The sequence below is a fragment of the Halomonas sp. 5021 genome (genome assembly GCF_036663435.1).
Taxonomy (GTDB): Bacteria; Pseudomonadota; Gammaproteobacteria; order Pseudomonadales; family Halomonadaceae; genus Vreelandella; species Vreelandella janggokensis.
Window position 1 is genome coordinate 542667 of sequence record NZ_JAXOVU010000002.1, and the last position, 19587, is coordinate 562253.

Below are 19587 nucleotides of genomic sequence, written 5' to 3' on the forward strand. Positions count from 1 at the left end.
GGCGCGCTCATTGTTGCCAGCGGCACCCAATGCAGCAATTACGACACGAAAAAGGGCGCCATGATAATGGCGCCCCGATAACAGCCGCTGTGCTGATCAGCGGGCGGGGGTGGGCACGGCGTTGAGCTCGCGCCACTCCTTGTGAAGCCCCATGTAAAGGCTGAAACACATTGCCAGCAGCACCAGCGTGAAGGGCAGGCCGGTGGCGACGGCGCCAGCCTGCAGCGCGCTCAGCGCGGTGTTGCCGCCGCCGTATAGCAGCACGCCGGCGATTACGCCTTCAAGCGTGGCCCAGAATACCCGCTGGCCCTTGGGCGCATCGGTCTTGCCACCGGCGGTGATGTTGTCGATCACCAGCGAGCCGGAGTCCGACGAGGTGATGAAGAATACCAGCACCAGAATGATCGCCAGCGTCGAGGTAATGCCGGTCAGGGGCAACTGCTCCAGCATGTGGAACATGGCCAGCGAAACGTCGCCAATGCCGTTGGCCAGCTCGCCCACGCCGTTGGAGGCCTGGAAAAGCGCCGTGCCGCCAAAGGCGCTCATCCACACCAGGGTGACCAGCGTCGGCACCAGCAGCACCGCGATCAGGAACTCGCGCACCGTGCGTCCCTTGGAAACGCGGGCGATGAACATGCCGACGAACGGCGACCAGGAGATCCACCACGCCCAGTAGAAGATCGTCCAGCCGTGGTACCAGGTATCGTCTTCGCGGCCAATCCAGTTGGACAGCGGCAGCAGATGGCCCACGTAGTCCAGCGCCGTGGTGCCGATCCCGGTCACGATCATCAGCGTCGGCCCGGCGATCACCACAAACAGCAACAGCAGTGCCGCGATGACCATGTTGATGTTCGAGAACAGCTTGACGCCGCCGTCGATGCCCCGCCATACCGAGAACAGCGCAATCACCGTCACGGCCACGATAATCGCCAGCTGGGTACCGATGGTGTTGGGAATGCCGAACAGGTAGGCCAGTCCACCGGCGGCCTGGGTGGCGCCAAAGCCCAGCGAGGTGGCCAGGCCGAAGATGGTGGCCAACACGGCAAAGATGTCGATGATGTGTCCCGCCCAGCCCCGGGCCCGCTCGCCCAGAATCGGGTAGAAGGCGGAGCGCAGCGTCAGCGGCATCCCCTTGTTATAGGCAAAGAAGGCCAGGGAAAGGGCCACCACGCCGTAGATCGCCCAGGGATGCAGGCCCCAATGGAACATGGTCGCCCCCATGGCGGCGCTGGCGCCCATCGGCGTCCCCGCGGGTGCATTCAGGGGCGTGCCGTACCAGTCGGTGTAGTAGGCCACGGGCTCGGCTACGCTCCAGAACATCAGGCCGATGCCCATGCCCGCCGCAAACAGCATGGCGAACCAGGAGGTGAGCGAGTATTCCGGCTTGGCGTCCTTGCCGCCCAGGCGAATCCGCCCCAGCGGCAGGCAGATAAGCACCAGGCAGAACACGACAAAGATATTGCCCGCGATCATGAACAGCCAGTCGAAGTGCTCGATCGACCAGTTCTTGGCAAGCCCCAGGTGGCTATTGGCAGCATCCGGGTAGATGAGCGCGTAAAGAATGAAGGCCAGAATGGCCAGCGCCGACAGCGGGAAAACCGGATTATGAAAATCCAGCCCCATTATCTGAGTGTTGTCCTGTCCGGGCGACAGGACCGGGTCGTCATTGTTGTTCATCAGGGTTCCTTGGTGGCTCTTGTTAGGCGTCGGTGAGGTGTCCGCGTCACCGACCCTGCAAATTGTTGGGCCTGTTTCAGAACAACAGTGTCGTGAAAGCGACCTCCATCTATCCGTCCTGACGGGGATGTCTCGAATAGATATGTGAATGCCTTTGCTGAGCAAGTTCCGGAAGGTGGAGGAGATAGGCTGGATAAGCGCAATTCACTCTATCGAGCAGAATAATAATCCACAGGAGCCAGCCATGAATGCAGCCAATCGCGGAGTCGTCTACAAGGGGCCGGGTGAGGTCGCCGTTGAGTCTATCGCTTATCCCGAACTTGCCCTTGGCAATCGCAAGTGCGAGCACGGCGTGATTCTCAAGGTCGTCACCACCAATATCTGCGGCAGCGATCAGCATATGGTTCGCGGCCGCACCACTGCCCAGCCTGGCCTGGTGCTCGGCCACGAAATCACCGGCATGGTGGTCGAGGCCGGTCGCGACGTTGAATTTATCAAGCCGGGCGATCTGGTCTCGGTGCCGTTCAATATTGCCTGTGGCCGCTGCCGCAACTGCAAGTCCGGCCAGACCGGCATCTGCCTCAACGTCAATCCATCGCGTCCCGGCGCCGCCTATGGCTACGTGGACATGGGCGGCTGGGTCGGCGGACAGACCGAATACGTGATGGTGCCCTATGCCGATTTTAATCTGCTGAAGTTCCCGGATGCCGATCAGGCCATGGAGAAGATCAAGGACCTGACCCTGCTCTCCGATATCTTCCCCACCGGCTTCCACGGCTGTGTGACCGCCGGTGTCGGCCCAGGCAGCACCGTCTATATCGCCGGAGCGGGTCCCGTCGGGCTGGCGGCGGCGGTTTCCGCCCAGCTGCTGGGCGCTGCCTGCGTGATCGTCGGCGACATGATCGAAGAGCGCCTGGCCCAGGCCCGCAGCTTTGGCTGCGAGACCATCGACCTGACCCAGGAAGGCGACATGGCAGACAAGATCGAGGTGATTCTTGGCGAGCGTGAAGTCGATGCCTTCGTCGACTGCGTCGGCTTCGAGGCCCACGCCTGCGGCTGCAACCATGGCAAGGAAGCGCCTGCCACGGTGCTCAACTCGGCAATGTCGCTGACCCGCGCGGGCGGCCAGATCGGCATTCCCGGCCTCTACGTGACCGAAGACCCCGGTTCTGAGGACAAGGCGGCCCAGCAGGGTGCTTTGAGCATGCGCTTTGGCCTCGGCTGGGCCAAGTCCCACAGCTTCCATACCGGCCAGTGTCCGGTGATGAAGTACCATCGCCCGCTGATGCAGGCTATCCTGTTTGGCAAGGTCAACATCGCCGATGCGGTCAATGTCCAGATGATCAACCTGGATCAGGCGCCCCAGGGCTATGCCGACTTCGACGGTGGCGCAGCCAAGAAATTCGTCATTGATCCCCATGGCAGTGTGGCCTGAGAACGCGTTGACTGAGCCGCTGATGAACGCAATAGCTGCGAAACAGACCGCCGCTGCCTGAAAGCGGGGGTGTGATAGACAGTACCGCCCTAGACGGTGCCCGCAGGGTGCCGTCTTTGTGCATTCGGCACCATCCCTATCAAGATAATAATGAGTAACCCATGACCGTCCAGACCGTGACCCCCAAGCGCCGCTTCCGTGGCAAGCCCCGTGGCCGTGATCTCGATCCCAGTCTCCTTGAGGGGTTGCGTGACCTATTGGGCGACGAACGCAAGGATGCCACGCTGCGCCGCCGGGACCTGCTGATCGAACACCTGCATGCCATACAGGACGCTCGGGGCCATCTGCTGCTGGCGGAGCTGCGTGCCCTGGCGACCTACATGAACTTGCCCATGGCGGCCGTCTACGAGACCGCTACCTTCTATGCCCACTTCGATGTCATTCACGATGACCAGCTGCCGCCACCGGCGGTGACCATCCGTGTTTGCGACTCTCTCGCCTGCCAGTTGGCTGGCGCCGAGGCGCTGAAAGCACAGTTGGAAGCCAGCATGGATATCGAGCAGGTACGTGTTCTCAGAGCGCCCTGCATGGGGCGCTGCGACACGGCGCCGGTGGCCGAGGTGGGGCATCATCATGTGTTGTCTGCCACCCAGGCGCGCGTCGCGTCGGTGATTGAGGAAGGGCACTTCCATCCCGAGCCCGTCAACTGGCAGCGCCTTGACGACTATCACGGCGGGGGTGGCCTGGCATTGCTTCAGGCCTGCCGTGCAGGCGATGTCACGGTAGACGAACTGATGGAGGCGATGCAGCAGGCCAATCTGCGTGGCCTGGGCGGCGCAGGCTTTCCGACCTTCAAGAAGTGGTACTTCGTGCGCCAGGAGGCCGGGCCCCGCTATTGCGCCATCAACGCTGACGAGGGCGAGCCCGGTACCTTCAAGGATCGCTATTACCTGGAGCGCTCGCCGCACCAGTTTCTGGAAGGGGCGCTGGTCAGCGCCTGGGCGGTCGACGCCGAGGCGCTGTATATCTACCTGCGCGATGAGTACCCGGCCTTGCATGGCGTGCTGCGCGAGGCCATTGGCGAGCTGGAGGCCGCGGGTCTGGTGGCACCTGGCTATATCGTGCTGCGCCGCGGCGCGGGCGCTTATATCTGCGGCGAAGAGTCGGCGATGATCGAGTCCCTGGAGGGCAAGCCGGGCAAACCCCGCCACCGCCCGCCGTTCGTGGCCCAGAAGGGGCTCTTTGACCGACCAACGCTGGTCAATAATGTCGAGACCGTCTACTGGATTCCGCTGATCTGGCAGCGTGGTGCCGAGGCGTTTTCCAGCCAGGGCCGACACGGCCGTGTCGGGCTGCGCAGTTTCTCGGTCTCGGGCCGGGTCAAGCGCCCCGGCGTGCATTTGGCACCGGCGGGGATCACCCTCAACGAGTTGGTCGAGGAGTACTGCGGGGGCATGGCCGATGGCCATCGCCTGGTGGCCTATCTGCCCGGTGGCGCCTCTGGCGGTATCCTGCCCGCGTCGAAGGCCGATGTTCCCCTGGACTTCGACACCCTCCAGGAGCACGGCGGTTTTATCGGCTCGGCGGCGGTCATGGTGCTGTCCGACCAGGACGACCTGCGTGCGGTGGCCACCAACCTGCTGGCCTTTTTTGCCGATGAGTCCTGCGGCCAGTGTACCCCCTGCCGGGTAGGCACCGAGAAGATGCTGACCCTGCTCGAGGGTGACGAATGGGACGCCGCGGTATTGACGCGTCTTTCCCAGGTGATGATGGATGCCTCCATTTGTGGCCTCGGCCAGGCGGCCCCCAACCCTGTGCTTGGGCTGCTCAAGGATTTCCGCGGCGAGCTGGCCGCCCAGAATGTGATTATCAAGGGGTAAGGGAGCATGAGCATGAGTACTAGCGAACAAGCCTTTACTCTGACGCTGGATGGCGTTGACGTCAGTGCGTACCACGGTGAAAGCCTCTGGCAGGTCGCCAAGCGCGCTGGCGAGACCATTCCGCACCTGTGTTTCAAGGACGCCAGCGGTTACCGCGCCGATGGCAATTGCCGGGCCTGCATGGTGGAGATCGAAGGCGAGCGCGCCCTGGCCGCCAGCTGTCTGCGCATGGCGACGCCAGGCATGGTGGTCAAGAGCGCCAGTTCCGAGCGCTCGCGCACGGCCCGGGAAGGGGTCATGGAGATGCTGCTGGTCGACCAGCCAGCCCGCGAAGACAGCCCCGACCGTTCCAGCCATTTCTGGGCCATGGCCGACCAGCTGGCCATCGATGCCACGGCGGTACGCCGCAAGCTGCCCAGGCGCGACGAGCGACAGGCGCCCACCGTGCATCATGTGGCGCCACGTAAAGACGCACTGACGAAGGACAACAGCCACTCTGCCATGAGCGTCAATCTCGACGCCTGCATCGAGTGCAACCTGTGTGTGCGTGCCTGTCGCGAAGTGCAGGTCAACGACGTTATCGGCCTGGCGCACCGCGGCGCGGCCTCGAAGATCGTCTTCGATTTCGACGACCCCATGGGCGACAGCACCTGCGTGGCCTGCGGCGAGTGTGTTCAGGCCTGCCCCACCGGCGCCCTGATGCCCGCCACCGTGGTCGATGAGGCGGGCCACGGTGACTCCGCCGCGGCCGATCGCCAGGTCGACTCGGTATGCCCCTACTGCGGGGTGGGCTGCCAGCTTACCTACCATATCAAGGACGACGAGATTCTTTATGTGGAGGGCCGCGAAGGGCCCTCCAACGAGAATCGCCTGTGCGTCAAAGGGCGCTTTGGTTACGACTATCCGCGTCATCCGTCGCGGCTTACCGTGCCGCTGATTCGCCGGGAGGGCGTGGCGAAAGGGCTCGACCCGGACTTCGACCCCGCCCAGCCCCTGACCCATTTCCGTGAGGCCAGCTGGGATGAGGCGCTGGATTTCGCCGCCAAGGGGCTTGTTGACCTCAAGGCCGCCCATGGTTCGGACGCCTTGGCGGGCTTCGGCAGTGCCAAGTGCTCCAACGAAGAGGCGTGGCTGTTCCAGAAGCTGGTGCGCACCGGCTTCGGCTCCAACCATGTGGACCACTGCACCCGGCTGTGCCACGCCAGTTCAGTGGCGGCGCTGATGGAATGCATTGGCTCCGGTGCCGTGACCGCCTCTTTCATGCAGGCCAGCCAGGCCGATGTGGTGATCCTTATCGGCTGCAACCCGGCGGTCAACCACCCGGTGGCGGCCACCTTCTTCAAGCAGGCGGCCAAGCGCGGCACCAAGCTGTTGATCCTCGACCCCCGTGGCCAGGCGCTGGATGCCTACGCCCACCGGAGCGTGCGCTTCTCGCCGGGGGCCGACGTGGCGCTGTTCAACGCCATGCTCAATGTGATCATCAGTGAAGAGCTCTATGACAGCGCCTATATCGCCGAGCACACCGAGGGCTTCGAGGCCCTCAAGACGCATACGGTGGACATGACCCCCGAGGCAATGAGCGGCCTGTGCGGTGTCGAACCCGAGACCATCCGCGAAGTGGCCAGGCTGTACGCCACCGCCGAGCGGGCGATGATCTTCTGGGGCATGGGTATCTCCCAGCACACCCACGGCACCGACAACGCCCGCGGCCTGATCTCGCTGGCGCTGGCCTGCGGCCAGACCGGGCGCCCCGGCACCGGTCTGCACCCGCTGCGTGGCCAGAACAATGTTCAGGGTGCCTCCGATGCGGGCATGATCCCCATGGTGATGCCGGATTACCAGCCGGTCAGCGATGCGCAGGTGCGTGCGGCCTTCGAGGAACTGTGGAATACCCAACTGGACCCTACGCCGGGTCTTACCGTGGTGGAAATCATGGACGCTATCGCCACGGGCACCATTCGCGGCATGCTTATTCAGGGCGAGAACCCGGCGATGTCCGACCCGGACCTCGACCACGCCCGGGCGGCCCTTGCCAAGCTTGAGCATCTGGTGGTGCAGGACCTCTTCGTCACCGAGACCGCCCAGTTCGCCGATGTCATCCTGCCAGCCTCCGCCTGGCCCGAGAAGAACGGTACGGTGACCAACACCAATCGCCAGGTGCAGATGGGGCGCGCGGCCTTGCCGCTGCCGGGGCAGGCCAAGCCGGACTGGTGGATTACCCAGGAGATTGCCAAGCGATTCGGCCTGGACTGGAACTACCAGCACCCGCGGGACGTCTTCGCCGAGATGCAGCAAGGCATGCCCTCGCTGGACAATATCTCCTGGGAACGCCTGGAGCGCGAGCAGTCGGTCACCTACCCCTGCTCGGCGGAGGACGCGCCGGGCGCCGACGTGGTCTTTTCCGAGGCCTTTCCCACCGCCAGCGGCCGGGCGAAATTCTCGCCCACCCGGCCACTGCCGCCGAATGAGCCGGTGGACAATGACTACCCAACCGTATTGACCACCGGCCGCCAACTGGAGCACTGGCATACCGGTTCCATGACGCGCCGCGCCAAGGTGCTGGATGACCTGGAGCCAGAGGCGGCGGCGACCCTGGCGCCCGTTGAGTTTGCCAGGCTGGGAATGGCGCCGGGCGACGACCTGACCATTGCCACCCGGCGAGGGTCCGTTACGCTCAAGGCGCGGGTCGATCCCGGCATGCCAGAAGGCATGGTCTTCCTGCCCTTCTGTTATGGGGAGGCCGCGGCCAATCTATTGACCAACCCGGCACTGGACCCGGTTGGCAAGATTCCGGAGTTCAAATATGCCGCCTGCCGGCTGAGCTGCCATTCTCCCAGTAAAAAAGAGGCACCGTTAAGCGTCTAAAAAAGCATGGCCCGCGTCAGCGGGCCATGTCCTTCAAGTCACCATCCTGGCAGTTTTAGCCTTGGGCTGAATTCACCCCTGGGCTAATTGCAGCGAAGGCGTATCGTATTCCAGGTTTTCGAGCATCCGGGTGGCATACCAGTCGACAAAATCGATCACCCCGAACTCATAGGTCTCGGAGTAGGGGCCGGGCTGGTAGGCCTTGGAGTTGATGCCCCGTTGGTTTTCTTCGGCGAGTTGACGGTCCTGGTCGTTGGTCGCGTCCCACACCTGGCGAAGCTGGTCGGGGTCGTAGTCGACGCCTTCTGCGGCATCCTTGTGGACCAGCCACTTGGTGGTCACCAGGGTTTTCTGGGGGCCAAGGGGCAGCACGCGGAAAACGATGGCGTGGTCACCCATGAAATGGTTCCAGGAATTGGGCAGATGCAGGATGCGCAGCGACCCCATATCGGCGTTGGGCAAGCGGCCCATCAACTTGTCGCAGCCGGGCTTGCCATCCATCGTCATCGAGACAATGCCATCCAGCATGGGGGTTCGCGTCATCCGGTTACGCTGGCCAAAGCGCTTCAGCTGGTAGGGGACTTGCTCACGATCCCAATCTGCCTGCTTGCGCGCCACCAATGCCTTGTAGGCGGGCGTGGCGCGGGGGTCGTCGGTGTCATCAAATTCCTGCAACGAGTTCAGCAGCTCAGGGTGCGCGCCGTTGCAGTGGTAGCATTCGCGGTTGTTTTCAATCACCAGCTTCCAGTTGGCTTGCTCGACGATGCTCGACTCCGTGGCGACCTTGACGTTGTCCATCTGGTACGGCTCAAGATAATGCTCGAGCGTTTCCAGGAACTCGTCCATGGCGGGCGGTTCATCGCTTAGGTTGATAAAGATGAAGCCCCCTGCCGTGCGGACATGGACCGGCTTGAGGCCAAATTGATCAAGGTTGAAGTCGCTGCCCATATCGCTCCCGGCGAACAGCAAGCGTCCATCAAGCTCGTAGGTCCACTGGTGGTAGGGGCAAACCAGTTTTGCCACCTTGCCCTTGTCCTTTGTGCAAAGCCGTGACCCGCGGTGGCGGCAGACATTGTGGAACGCATGAATCGTGCCCTCACCGCCGCGCACGATGACGATGGGATTATCACCGACGTCCAGCGTCATGAAGTTACCCTTGGTGGGTATCTCGCATGTCATCCCGGCGAACAGCCACTCTTTCTCGAAAATCTCCTGCATATCAAGCGCGAACAGGCGGGCGTCGTTATAAAACGGCTGCGGAAGCGAAAAGGTGCGCTTTCTTGTCTGCAGCATCTCGACCGTTGACTCACGAGCCGCGGCAAGTGGGTCTTCCATTGTATTCAGCACATGTTTTTCCATACCAGTATCCTCGTAAACCACTGCTTCCCCCTCAAGGGCTGCGAGTCGGCCGTTAGTCAAGATTGCTCAATCTTGTTGTTCTGTCGCGTAACCTGGCGCTTTGTTCATACCCGACCTGCATCGAGTGACAGATTGTGTGGCAGGCGCCTCACTGCCGGTTATCCAGCCGCGACATCAGGTGATGTAGTGACGACTAAAAAGGCGATTTGCAGACGATAAAGAGTGTCACGAGGTAAGCGCGCGTCGCTGTCAGGCAAGTCGGTTGGCAGGCGCGTCCCCAAAATGCAGCTCAACGGTACTGGCCGCATGAAGAATGCGGTTGAGTGATGCATAGCGATGAAGGCTGGTCAGGCAGAGGCGACAATGACAACTAACTACTTCAACCCGGTCACGACCCAAACCTGGACCAACGGCCGACATCAGGTACGTTGCGTGAAGGTGATCCAGGAAACCCAGGATGTACGCACGTTCTGCTTCATGGCCGAGCAGCCGGTGCTGTTCTTCTTCAAGCCGGGGCAGTTCGTGACGCTGGAGCTCGAGATCGACAATGAGTCGGTCATGCGCTCCTATACGATTTCCAGCTCCCCCTCCATCCCTTACAGTTTTTCGATCACCGTCAAGCAGATTCCGGGGGGCAAGGTCTCCAATTGGCTGCATGCCAATTTAAAGGTCGGCGACGAACTGGTCGTGCATGGGCCGGTCGGCGATTTCAACTCGATCGATTTTCCTGCTGAAAAGGTGCTGTTTCTTTCCGGGGGCGTTGGCATTACCCCGTTGATGTCGATGACCCGCTGGCTGTTCGATACCAACGCCAGCGTCGATGTTGAATTCGTGCATAGCGCCCGCGCCCCTCGCGATGTTATTTATCACCGCGAGCTGGTGCACATGTTTTCGCGCATCCCTGAGTTCAAGCTGCATATCATTTGCGAGAGCAAGGAGGATATCGGCGAGGCCTGGGCGGGCTACCGTGGCTATCTCACCCAGCCGCTGTTCGAGCTGATGGTGCCGGACTTCATGGAAAGGGAGATCTTTTGCTGCGGTCCACCCCCTTACATGAACGCCATCAAGAACATCCTGCGTGCCAACAACTTCGACATGAATCACTACCACGAGGAGCTGTTTGGCGCCACGCCGCTCGACGTTCGTGAGGATGTGCGCGAGCTGGCCGAGCAGGCCGAGGTCGAAGCCGAAAACGTCGATACCAGCGAACTGCACAGCATCGAGTTTGCGTCGACGGGCAAAAGTGTCCGCATCCAGCCCGAAGAGACGGTTCACTCGGCGGCGGCGAAGCTTGGCCTGCATATTCCCAAGGCCTGCGGTATGGGGATTTGCGGCACTTGCCGGGTCGCGCTCAAGTCGGGCGAAGTGGAAATGGAGCATAACGGGGGGATTACCGAAGAGGACATTGAAGATGGCTACATCCTGTCTTGCTGTAGTCGTCCGAAGGGCAACTTAATCGTGGATTTCTAGTGGCACATGATAGGTGTATTCGCTGATGACGACGCTGCCGAACAAGCCACTGGCCATTGGGTTTGTGCTCTTGCACCGCTTTACGCTCTTTCCATTCGCCGCCTTCGTCGACTGCCTGCGCCTGGCCGCCGATGAAGGCGACCGTAGCCGCCAGCTACGTTGCCACTGGCATTTCATGACCAGTGGTGGGCAGGCGGCACTCTCCAGTTGTGGCGCGACGATCTCACCCTGTGAAGCGTTTCGCGACCCCGGTGAGTTTGACTACATCGTGGTGATCGGCGGCGTCCAGGAGGAACAGGACGCCACCGATAGCGCCGCCCTCGCTTACCTGCGTCAGGCGGCAAAGGTGAATGTGCCATTGATTGGCGTGTGTACGGGCGTATTCGCTCTGATTCAAGCGGGTTTGATGACGGGGCGTCGCTGCTGCATCAGCTGGTATCACCATCGCGACATGCATCACCGTTTTCCTGGTGCAGAGCCTGTTGCGGATCGCTTGTTCATCGACGATGGCGACAGGATCACCTGTGCCGGAGGAGCCGCCGCGGCGGATCTTGCGGGCTACCTGGTAGAAAAGCATCTGGGTAAGGCGTGGGCGATGAAGAGCCTGAACATCATGCTGCTTGATGAAGCCCGAAAAGGCGCCCATCCCCAACCGCAACCCGTCGTATTCGGCAAGGTCGACGACCGGCTGGTACGCCGTGCCATCGCAGTGCTCGAGCAGCACCTCGGGGAGATCATCTCGATGGATGAGCTGGCCGGGCGGGTGGGGACATCCCGCCGCAACCTGGAGCGTCGCTTCAGCGACGTGCTGGGCGTTGGCCCCCAGAAATTCGCGCGGGATTTGCGCCTTCGCTACGGCGCCTGGCTACTGCATTACACCGGCAAAAGCATTACCGAGATAGGTGAACGCTGCGGCTTCGCCGATACGGCCCATTTCTCACGCCATTTCCGTACCGCCTTCAATATGACGCCGTCGGAAATGCGCAAACGTGCTGGCTCGCCTGGCAATGATCAGGTCGATCCTTTCTTTCTTCATATTGATGGCCGCCTGGCGGTCTGAGGTGGCTTTCTCAGGCCGCCTGGGAAGCCCCCTAAAACCGTCGGTCGAACAATGGGTTGCTGTTTTACATGCCGGGCGTTCATGAAATATGTCGCATTTGTTCAATTTATTTCAGCGAGCCTTGCGTATTAATAGTAGTCAGCTAACGCACTGGCATACCCGGCTCAACCGGCTGTCACTTCAGCAACCAGATCGTCCATGTCGCAGCTGCCGATAACAACAGGAGATGTTTATGAACCCTTCCACACTTGCCAACTTCGATTCCCAGATTTCGGCGGCCATCGCCGATGAGGTAGCGCGTCAGGAAGCGCATATCGAACTGATTGCTTCCGAGAACTATGCCAGCCGGGCGGTGATCGAGGCGCAGGGCACGGTGCTCACCAATAAATACGCCGAGGGCTACCCGGGTAAGCGCTACTACGGTGGCTGCGAACATGTGGATGTGGTCGAACAGCTGGCGATCAGTCGTGCCTGCGATTTGTTTGGTGCTGAATATGCCAATGTTCAGCCACACTCCGGCGCCCAGGCCAATGCGGCGGTTTTCATGGCGCTCATCAAACCCGGCGATACGGTGTTGGGCATGAGCCTGGCCCATGGGGGGCACTTGACCCACGGTGCCGCACCCAACTTTTCCGGTAAGCATTACCATGCCGTGCAGTACGGCCTGATTCCGGAAACCGGCGAAATCGACTATGCAGAAGTTGAGCGTCTGGCACGTGAGCACCAGCCGAAGATGATCATTGCCGGTTTCTCGGCGTATTCGCGGGTCGTCGACTGGCGTCGTTTCCGCACCATCGCCGACGAAGTCGGTGCCTGGCTGATGGTCGACATGGCCCATGTCGCGGGTCTGGTGGCCGCCGGTCACTACCCGAGCCCGGTTCCCTACGCCCATGTCGTCACCACGACCACTCACAAGACCTTGCGCGGCCCAAGGGGCGGGCTGATTCTTTCCGATCACGGTGACGCCGCGCTGTACAAAAAGCTCAATGGCGCCGTCTTCCCGGGCCAGCAGGGTGGCCCGCTGATGCACGTGATCGCCGCTAAAGCGGTCGCCTTCAAGGAGGCGATGAGCCAGGACTTTGTGCAGTACCAGCAGCGCGTGATTAACAACGCCCGTGCCATGGCGAATGTGTTCATGGAGCGCGGCTTTGATGTGATCTCCGGCGGTACCGATGATCACCTCTTCCTGCTGTCGCTGATCAAGCAGGGCGTCACCGGCAAGGACGCGGATGCGGCCCTGGGCCGGGCGCATATCACCGTCAATAAGAACGCCGTGCCCAACGACCCGGAAAGCCCCTTCGTCACCTCGGGGCTGCGTATCGGCACGCCCGCCGCGACATCGCGTGGTTTCGATGAAACGGAGTGTGCGGAACTGGCCGGCTGGATCTGCGACATCCTCGACGTGCTGGCCGAGCGCGGCAACACAGACGCCGTGGAAAGCGAAGTGCGTGACAAGGTCGCCGCGCTGTGCGAGCGCCATCCGGTTTATGGCGAGAGCCGCGAACCCCAAGTAGCGGCCGAGACGGCGCTGTAACGCCATTACGAATCAGGAGACAACCATGCAACGTTATTCAGGATTCGGGCTGGCCAAGCACGCGCTGAGCCATCATGAGAACTGGGAGCGCCAGTGGCGTAACCCCACCCCCAAGAAGCAGTACGACGTGGTGATCGTCGGCGGCGGCGGCCACGGCCTGGCCACGGCCTACTACCTTGCCAAGGAGCACGGTATTACCAATGTTGCCGTGGTCGAGAAAGGTTGGCTGGGTGGCGGTAATACCGCGCGTAACACCACCATCGTGCGTTCCAATTATTTGTGGGATGAGTCGGCAGCGCTCTACGAGCACTCCATGAAACTGTGGGAAGGGCTATCCCAGGATCTCAACTACAACGTGATGTTCTCCCAGCGTGGGGTGATGAACCTGGCCCACACGCTCCAGGACATGCGCGATGTACAGCGCCGGGTCAACGCCAACCGCCTGAACGGTATCGACAGCGAGGTACTCACGCCGGAGCAGATCCAGGCCATCGTGCCGGTGATGGACTGCTCAAAAAATGCCCGTTACCCCATCCTGGGCGCCTCATGGCAGCCGAGGGCGGGCGTGGCACGCCACGACGCGGTTGCCTGGGGCTTTGCCCGGGCGGCGGACGCGCTGGGCGTGGATATTCTGCAGAACACCGAGGTAACCGGCTTCAAGATTCGCGATGGCCGTATCTATGGCGTGCATACCAACCGCGGTGATATCGAAGCGAAAACCGTGGGCTGCGTGGCCGCGGGCAATTCGGGCGTACTCGCCAAGATGGCAGGCTTCCGGCTGCCGCTGGAATCTCACCCCTTGCAGGCCCTGGTGTCCGAACCGCTCAAGCCAGTGCTGGACACGGTGGTCATGTCCAACCATGTGCATGGCTATATCAGCCAGACCGACAAGGGTGACCTGGTCATTGGTGCGGGCATCGACGGCTACAACGGTTACGGGCAGCGTGGTAGCTACCCGACCGTCGAGCACACGCTGCAGGCGGTGATCGAGATGTTCCCCATCTTTTCGCGGGTGCGCATGAACCGCCAATGGGGCGGCATTGTGGATACCTGCCCGGATGCGTGCCCGATTCTGTCCGCCACACCGGTCAAGGGGCTTTACTTCAACTGTGGCTGGGGCACCGGCGGCTTCAAGGCCACGCCGGGATCAGGCCATGTATTCGCCTGGACGTTGGCGAAAAACCAGGCGCATCCCATTGCGGCGCCGTTCTCTATCAATCGCTTCCACACCGGTGCGCTGGTGGACGAGCACGGCGCCGCCGGCGTGGCCCACTAATCGGAGTCAGTACCATGTTGCATATTTACTGCCCCTATTGCGAAGAGCTCCGCGAAGAAGAGGAGTTTCATCCCAAGGGCCAAGCCCACATCACACGGCCTGCAGACCCCGACGCCTGCAGCGATGAAGAGTGGGGCGACTATCTGTTTTTCCGTGATAACCCGCGCGGCATCCACCATGAAATGTGGGTGCACGCCATCGGCTGTCGCAAGTTCTTCAATGTCACCCGTAATACGGTGACCTACGAGATTCTTGAGACTTACCCCATGGGCGAACAGCCACACTTTACGGCGGAGTACCCCGAGGGCAAGCCCGCTGATCAGCTCAATGACGCACAACAAGAGCCGTCGCGCCAGGAAGGAGTTCACGTATGAGCCAGTCGCTGAAACAGCCGAATCGTGTTCGCGAAGGGGGGCGAATTGATCGCGCCCAAACGTTGAGCTTTACCTTCAATGGCAAGCAATACCAGGGCCATGCCGGTGATACCCTGGCCTCGGCGCTGCTCGCCAACGGGGTGAACATCGTCAACCGCAGCTTCAAGTATTCACGGCCCCGGGGGATCGTCGCAGCGGGGGCTGAAGAGCCCAATGCCCTGGTGCAGTTAGGCAGCACCGAAGCCGCCCAGGTGCCCAACGTGCGTGCCACGCAACAGGCCCTTTTTGATGGCCTGGTGGCGCGCAGTACCAACGGTTGGCCGAATGTCCAGCGGGATGTCATGAGCCTGGTCGGCAAGCTTGGTGGGCAGTTTATGCCGCCGGGGTTCTACTACAAGACGTTCATGGCCCCCGCTTCCATGTGGATGACCTACGAGAAGGTCATCCGTAAAGGGGCGGGGCTTGGCCGCAGCCCGATGGAGCGCGATCCGGATCATTACGATCACCTCAACCAGCATTGCGATCTGCTGGTCGTGGGTGCCGGTCCGGCAGGGTTATCCGCGGCGCTGACGGCGGCGCGAAGCGGTGCCCGTGTGATCCTGTGCGATGAGCAGGAAGAAATGGGCGGTTCGCTGCTCGATAGCCGCGAACAGCTCGATGGCCAACCGGCCCACCACTGGGTCGAGGGCGTCGTGAACGAGCTTGCCCAGATGGCGAACGTCACCCTGCTGCCGCGTACCACGGCGAATGGTTACCACGACCATCACTTTGTCACGCTGCATGAGCGGCGCACCGAGCACCTTGGTGAGACGGCGCCGCTCACCGATGGGCAGCGGCCGAGCCGTTCGCGCATGCACCGCGTCCGGGCCGGGCAAGCGCTGCTGGCGACAGGTGCCCATGAGCGGCCTCTGGTGTATGGCAATAACGATGTGCCGGGCAACATGACCGCGGGTGCAGTGTCCACCTATATTCGTCGTTATGGCGTGGTACCCGGCAACAAGCTGGTGCTTTCGACCACCAACGATTACGCCTACCGCGCGGCCCTGGACTGGCTCGATGCCGGCCGTGAAGTGGTCGCCATTGTCGATGCCCGCAAGGCCCCTGAAGGTGACCTGGTCGAACAGGCCCGGGTGCGCGGTGTGCGCATTATCGAAGGCGCCGCCGTGCTGGAAGCCAAGGGCAGCGACCGGGTGACCGGCGCCCGCGTCGCCACCATCGATGCGGAAACCTTCAAGGTTACCGGCTCCTCAGACACCTTGTTGTGCGACACCATCGCCAGCTCCGGCGGCTATAGCCCGGCGATTCACCTGGCGTCGCATACCGGAGCACGGCCAACCTGGAACGACGAGATTCTCGGTTTTGTGCCCAGCCTGGTCAAAGGCGTGCATGCGGCGGGCAGCGTGCGGGGCTTTCATCAGCTCGCGGATGGCCTGGCAAATGGCTGTTCCGCAGCGGCTGAGGCGCTATCGGCGCTGGGCTTTGCGGCAACGCCTGTCGAGCTGCCACAGGTCAACACCTACCGGCAGGGTGCCGCCTGCGCGCTGTACCAGGTGCCCCATGAAAAACCGACCCTGCGCGGCCCCAAGCAGTTCGTGGATATGCAGAACGACGTGACCGCTGCCGCGATCGAGCTGGCGACGCGGGAAGGATTTGAATCCATCGAGCACGTCAAGCGCTATACCGCGATGGGCTTTGGCACCGACCAGGGCAAGCTTGGCAATATCAACGGCATGGCCATTGCGGCACGCTGCCTGGGTAAAACGATCCCGGAAGTGGGGACCACCGTGTTCCGGCCCAACTATACGCCGGTGACCTTTGGCGCCATTGTGGGCCGTCACTGCCGTGACCTCTTTGACCCCGAGCGCTATACCGCCATGCACCAGTGGCACGTGGAGCAAGGGGCCGAGTTTGAAGACGTGGGTCAGTGGAAGCGCCCCTGGTACTTTCCACGAACCGTCAATGGCAAGACAGAATCGATGCACGACGCCGTGGCCAGAGAGTGCCTGGCGGTCCGCCAGGGGGTCGGCATTCTGGATGCCTCGACGCTGGGCAAGATCGATATCCAGGGCCCTGACGCCCGCGAGTTCCTGGGGCGGGTTTACACCAACAAGTGGGCCAAGCTGGCGCCTGGGCGGGTCCGTTACGGTCTGATGTGCAAGGACGACGGCATGCTGATGGATGATGGCACCACCAGCTGCCTGGGCGAGAACCACTTCCTGATGACCACCACCACCGGCGGTGCAGCGGGTGTGATGGAGTGGCTGGAGCTGTGGCACCAGACCGAATGGCCCGACTTGCAGGTGTATTTCAATTCGGTGACTGACCATTGGGCGACGATCACGGTTACCGGTCCTGAGGCACGCAAGCTGCTTGCCGAGATCACCGATATCGACCTGGATCGCGAGACCTTCAAATTCATGGACTGGCGCGAAGGCACGGTGGCCGATGTCCCCGCCCGGGTCTTCCGTATCTCCTTCACGGGCGAGCTGTCCTTCGAAATCAATGTGCAGGCCAACTATGCGCTGCATGTCTGGAAGACGCTGTTCGCGCACGGTGAAAAATACGATCTGACCCCCTATGGCACCGAGACCATGCACGTGCTCAGGGCCGAGAAGGGACTGATCATTGCAGGACAGGAGACGGATGGCTCGGTCACGCCGGAAGACCTCGGCATGCAGTGGGCGGTGGGCTACGACAAGCCTTTTCCGTGGATCGGCAAGCGAGCCCTGACCCGTTCGGATACGCGGCGCGTGGATCGCAAGCAGATGGTCGGGCTTATGCCCAAGGACCCCTCGGTGGTGCTGGAAGAAGGCGCGCAGATAGTGTTTGACCCTGACCACGCCATCCCCATGCCGATGGTGGGCCATGTAACGTCCAGCTATTACAGCCCGATACTCGAAAGCGGCTTTGCACTGGCGGTGATCAAAGGCGGGCATCAGCGGATGGGCGAGATCGTCTATTTGCCGATGGTCGATGGCAAGACCCATGCCGCCGAAATCGTCAGCCCCGTCTTTTACGACCCCAAGGGAGAGCGTCAGCATGTCTGAACATACGTCTGCAACCACGGCAACCGGTATCAATATGTACGATGTTCGCCCTACCGCCGAGGTGCCGGCGGAATCCCCGTTGGCCTGGTCGTACCATCACACGGGGCATCCCGGGGTTTCACAGCGCAGCCGCGTGGTGATCCGTGAGCGCGCCCTGCTAGGCCATGTGGTGCTGCGCGGCGGTGCCATTGTGCTTGATGAAGCGGTCCGGCAGGTGCTCGGTTTTGGCCTGCCGGCGCGCCCCAATACCCTCAGCCAGGATCCAAGCGGCGAACGCTCTGCCCAGTGGCTCTCGCCGGACGAGTGGCTCGTCATCGTCCCCGGTGGCGAAGAGTTTTCCCTGGAAGCCAAGTTGCGCGAGGCGCTGGGCGATGCTCATTATGCCATCGTCAACGTCAGCGGCGGTCAGACGCTGCTTGAGCTCGAAGGCGAGGCCGCCACTGAGCTTCTGATGAAATCGACGCCCTACGACGTGCACCCAGCGGGATTCCCGGTGGGCAAGGGTGTGACCACGGTCTTTGCCAAAAGTAACCTGATCCTGCGGCGTCCTGCCGAGGACCGCTGGGAGCTGGTATTGCGCCGCAGCTTTGCCGATTACCTGTATCGCTGGCTGCTGGATGCGAGCCAAGAGTATGCCATCGGCGTTGATGACTGATGAGTGGAGGTCGGCAAATGCCGGCCTCGACTTTTCCTCACTGAGGGGGAGGGAGAACCTGCTATGCAAGATAAAAATAACCGTTGGATATTGGCGGCTCAGTGTGCAAGTCGGCTTGGCACCGTCGACGTTGTGACGCGTTTTCTAAAAGAACAACGCTGTTACATCACCGAACAACAGTCATTTGACGACCGGCTCAGCGAGCGGTTTTTTATCCGCACCGAGTTCCGTCCCGAGGACGAGACGTTCGATGCGGACGCCTTTCAGTCGGCGTTCGCCGAACGGGCGGCTGACTTTGCGATGAGCTTCGAGCTGACGGCACCCGAGACGCGTATACCGGTGGTGATCATGGTGTCCAAGGCGGATCACTGCCTCAACGACTTGCTCTACCGTTACCGCATAGGCCAACTGCCCATCGATATCCGCGCGATTGTTTCCAATCACCCGGATTTGGCGCCCCTGGCCGAATGGCATGGCATTCCTTACCGCTATCTACCGATTACCCCGCAAACCAAGCCAGAGCAGGAAGCACAGGTCTGGGAAGAAATAGAGGCCGCCGGGGCTGAACTGGTCATTCTCGCCCGCTATATGCAGGTGCTCTCGAGCGGCATGTGCCAAAAGTTAACGGGCAAGGCAATCAACATTCATCACTCGCTGCTGCCCGGCTTCAAGGGGGCTCGCCCTTATCATCAAGCCTACGAGAAGGGGGTCAAGCTAGTGGGCGCAACGGCTCATTATATTAACGATGACCTCGACGAAGGGCCTATCATTACCCAAGGGGTCGAGCCCGTCAGCCATACCGACTACCCGGAAGACCTGGTAGCCAAGGGGCGGGATGTCGAGTGTTTGACGCTTGCCCGGGCGGTGACCCTCCATGTGGAGCGACGTGTCTTCCTGCATGCCAATCGCACCGTGGTTTTTGACCGCTAGTCGTATAATGACAACATCTCTGTAA

At 61.6% G+C, this 19587-nt stretch carries 13 protein-coding genes; 11 read left to right on the plus strand and 2 right to left on the minus strand.

All coding sequences use genetic code 11. From position 1 onward, the window contains the following. Nucleotides 1–96: 96 nt before the first annotated feature. Nucleotides 97–1677: a BCCT family transporter gene (locus tag R3F64_RS06205; protein ID WP_332610445.1), complete on the minus strand. Its 1581-nt coding sequence runs from the start codon at nt 1675–1677 to the stop codon at nt 97–99. A 244-nt stretch (nt 1678–1921) separates the two neighbouring features. Here R3F64_RS06205 and fdhA point away from each other — a divergent pair, with 244 nt between their 5' ends. The 3 genes from fdhA to fdhF all read left to right on the plus strand — a co-directional run bounded on the left by fdhA (nt 1922) and on the right by fdhF (nt 7857). Next, nucleotides 1922–3112 (plus strand): formaldehyde dehydrogenase, glutathione-independent, encoded by a 1191-nt coding sequence (fdhA, locus tag R3F64_RS06210; protein ID WP_199284106.1) that lies wholly within the window; start codon nt 1922–1924, stop codon nt 3110–3112. A 161-nt stretch (nt 3113–3273) separates the two neighbouring features. Beyond that, on the plus strand, nt 3274–4992 hold the full coding sequence (locus R3F64_RS06215; protein WP_199284105.1) for an NAD(P)H-dependent oxidoreductase subunit E: 1719 nt from the start codon (nt 3274–3276) through the stop codon (nt 4990–4992). Nucleotides 4993–5004: 12 nt separating this feature from the next. Then, nucleotides 5005–7857, plus strand: coding sequence for a formate dehydrogenase subunit alpha (gene fdhF, locus R3F64_RS06220; RefSeq protein ID WP_199284104.1), 2853 nt, complete (start codon nt 5005–5007; stop codon nt 7855–7857). A gap of 72 nt (nt 7858–7929) precedes the next feature. Here the strand turns inward: fdhF and R3F64_RS06225 are convergent, their stop codons facing one another. Next, nucleotides 7930–9216, minus strand: a complete 1287-nt coding sequence (locus R3F64_RS06225) for an aromatic ring-hydroxylating oxygenase subunit alpha (protein ID WP_199284103.1) — start codon at nt 9214–9216, stop codon at nt 7930–7932. A gap of 363 nt (nt 9217–9579) precedes the next feature. Between R3F64_RS06225 and R3F64_RS06230 the strand changes: the two genes are divergently transcribed. From R3F64_RS06230 to purU, 8 genes are all read left to right on the plus strand, one after another. Beyond that, nucleotides 9580–10686 carry a hybrid-cluster NAD(P)-dependent oxidoreductase gene (locus tag R3F64_RS06230; RefSeq protein ID WP_199284102.1) on the plus strand — a complete coding sequence of 369 codons (1107 nt, stop codon included), beginning with the start codon at nt 9580–9582 and terminating at the stop codon, nt 10684–10686. Between the two features lie 25 nt (nt 10687–10711). Then, nucleotides 10712–11746, plus strand: coding sequence for a GlxA family transcriptional regulator (locus R3F64_RS06235; protein WP_092824454.1), 1035 nt, complete (start codon nt 10712–10714; stop codon nt 11744–11746). A 232-nt stretch (nt 11747–11978) separates the two neighbouring features. Beyond that, nucleotides 11979–13280, plus strand: a complete 1302-nt coding sequence (gene glyA / locus R3F64_RS06240) for a serine hydroxymethyltransferase (protein ID WP_092824452.1) — start codon at nt 11979–11981, stop codon at nt 13278–13280. Between the two features lie 25 nt (nt 13281–13305). Next, nucleotides 13306–14556 (plus strand): sarcosine oxidase subunit beta family protein, encoded by a 1251-nt coding sequence (locus R3F64_RS06245; RefSeq protein ID WP_066314860.1) that lies wholly within the window; start codon nt 13306–13308, stop codon nt 14554–14556. A 14-nt stretch (nt 14557–14570) separates the two neighbouring features. After that, nucleotides 14571–14930, plus strand: a complete 360-nt coding sequence (locus R3F64_RS06250; RefSeq protein WP_066314862.1) for a sarcosine oxidase subunit delta — start codon at nt 14571–14573, stop codon at nt 14928–14930. Continuing rightward, the gene (locus tag R3F64_RS06255; protein WP_199284101.1) at nt 14927–17977 is read left to right on the plus strand and encodes a sarcosine oxidase subunit alpha; all 3051 of its coding nucleotides are present in this window, start codon (nt 14927–14929) and stop codon (nt 17975–17977) included. The genes R3F64_RS06250 and R3F64_RS06255 overlap by 4 nt, the downstream gene beginning before the upstream one ends. Beyond that, the gene (locus R3F64_RS06260) at nt 17970–18632 is read left to right on the plus strand and encodes a sarcosine oxidase subunit gamma (RefSeq protein WP_199284100.1); all 663 of its coding nucleotides are present in this window, start codon (nt 17970–17972) and stop codon (nt 18630–18632) included. Before R3F64_RS06255 ends, R3F64_RS06260 begins: the two co-directional genes overlap by 8 nt. 63 nt (nt 18633–18695) lie before the next feature. After that, nucleotides 18696–19562, plus strand: coding sequence for a formyltetrahydrofolate deformylase (purU, locus tag R3F64_RS06265; RefSeq protein ID WP_066314869.1), 867 nt, complete (start codon nt 18696–18698; stop codon nt 19560–19562). Nucleotides 19563–19587 lie beyond the last annotated feature (25 nt).